The sequence below is a fragment of the Halorubellus amylolyticus genome (assembly GCF_034808145.1).
Classification (GTDB): Archaea; Halobacteriota; Halobacteria; order Halobacteriales; family Natrialbaceae; genus Halorubellus.
Genome location: NZ_JAXHGM010000114.1, coordinates 1 through 237 on the forward strand (window position 1 = coordinate 1; position 237 = coordinate 237).

General features: G+C 40.5%; 1 protein-coding gene. It reads right to left on the reverse strand.

The window, feature by feature from the left end:
* The coding region (locus SM754_RS20415) for a ketosteroid isomerase family protein (RefSeq protein WP_323677975.1) at window positions 1–237 on the reverse strand (237 nt) is incomplete at both ends.

A 237-nucleotide genomic window follows, 5' to 3' on the forward strand; every position in this document is an offset into this window, starting at 1 on the left:
GAGATTGAATATCGTGTTGTGTACTTGGAAGAGCTTTCATGAATTCGCAAATACTGTCGTACCCGTTGATGGGATTCCCGTTCCAGACGGCATTTGACACTTGTGTGTAGAGAAATCCGATTTTCTCGCGTTTTCGGTCCATCACATCGTAATAAACGTCCATAAACTTTTTCGACTCGTTGCATAGCTCCTCGTCTTCTTTATTGATTTCTTGAGTAGTTTTCATTGACATTTTTC